Genomic DNA, 577 nt, shown 5'->3' with positions numbered 1-577 from the left:
CCAACCACGGCTCCGCGCACGAGAAGGGGGCCGCATCGTGACCACGAGTCCCCTGATCCTGGATCTGTTCGCTGGCCCCGGTGGCTGGTCCGAGGGCCTGAGCGCACTCGGGCTGCGGGACGTCGGTATCGAGATCGATGGCGCTGTCTGCGCCACCCGGGCCGCAGCCGGGCATTCCACGATCCGCGCCGATGTCGCCGCCTATCCGACCGCACAGCTCGGCGGGAAGGTGACCGGTCTGATCGGTTCCCCGCCGTGCCAGACCTTCAGCGCCGCCGGTCTCCGCGCGGGCAACACCGATCTACCCCTGTGTCACCAGGCCTTGGACGACCTCGCCCGCGGGCACGACACACGTGCCACCCTGCGGACCGGCTGCGCGGACTCGCGCTCCCTGCTCGTCGTCGAGCCCCTGCGCTACGCCTTGGACCTGCGCCCGGAATGGATCGCCCTGGAAGAGGTCCCCGCGGTACTGCCCCTCTTCGAACACACCGCACGCCTGCTGGCCGCCGCTGGCTACTCGACATGGGCCGGGGTGCTCAACGCCGCCGACTTCGGCCTGCCCCAGACCCGGCGCCGC

Annotated in this window: 1 protein-coding gene; it reads left to right on the top strand. The window is 71.6% G+C overall.

The window, feature by feature from the left end:
* Positions 1-37: 37 nt before the first annotated feature.
* A partial coding sequence (locus ACS04_RS17150) for a DNA cytosine methyltransferase (RefSeq protein ID WP_245236423.1) occupies positions 38-577 on the top strand: 540 nt, incomplete at its 3' end.

The organism is Streptomyces roseus, from assembly GCF_001044425.1.
GTDB lineage: Bacteria > Actinomycetota > Actinomycetes > Streptomycetales > Streptomycetaceae > Streptomyces > Streptomyces roseus.
This window is presented reverse-complemented; position numbering and strand designations above follow the sequence as displayed.